Origin of the sequence: Domibacillus sp. PGB-M46, from assembly GCF_022668875.1 — a bacterium.
Classification (GTDB): Bacteria; Bacillota; Bacilli; order Bacillales; family Domibacillaceae; genus Domibacillus.
Genome location: NZ_JAKGCR010000070.1, coordinates 1 through 547 on the forward strand (window position 1 = coordinate 1; position 547 = coordinate 547).

Consider the following 547-nt stretch of genomic DNA (forward strand, 5'->3'; position numbering starts at 1 on the left):
GTTTGACTTGCTCATTTGTTTCCATTAAAACACGGGGTGTTTTTAATGGAAGATAAAAATTTAAAACGTTGACGTTTATTTTGTTCAGTTTTCAAAGATCAATTCTCTTTACCGTCGTATCCGACAGCTAAATAATCATATCATTTACTCGTTTACAAGTCAACACCTTAAAAGAAAAAATATTATTCATTCAAAATGGTGAAAATGTAAATCAATTTGTTTGATCCGCCTTATTTACTGGCAGATCCATAATATAACACAAGCTTTCTTACGAAATCAATGGGAATTCACAAAAAATATTTTTCCGAAATAATAATTTGCACATTTCCAAATTCCGCAAATTCTTCATCCATTAAACAGATTGATGAATGATGTCAAAGCACATACTTATGGAGCGGGTGATGGGAATCGAACCCACGACATCAGCTTGGAAGGCTGAGGTTTTACCATTAAACTACACCCGCGTTTTGTAAAAATGGCGGTCCGGACGGGACTCGAACCCGCGACCTCCTGCGTGACAGGCAGGCATTCTAACCAACTGAACTAC

Annotated in this window: 2 tRNA genes; both read right to left on the reverse strand. The window is 36.7% G+C overall.

The features are described from left to right. Nucleotides 1–390 precede the first annotated feature (390 nt). Nucleotides 391–464 (reverse strand) — tRNA-Gly (locus tag L2D08_RS23615). A 12-nt stretch (nt 465–476) separates the two neighbouring features. Continuing rightward, nucleotides 477–547: transfer RNA gene (locus L2D08_RS23620), tRNA-Asp, on the reverse strand.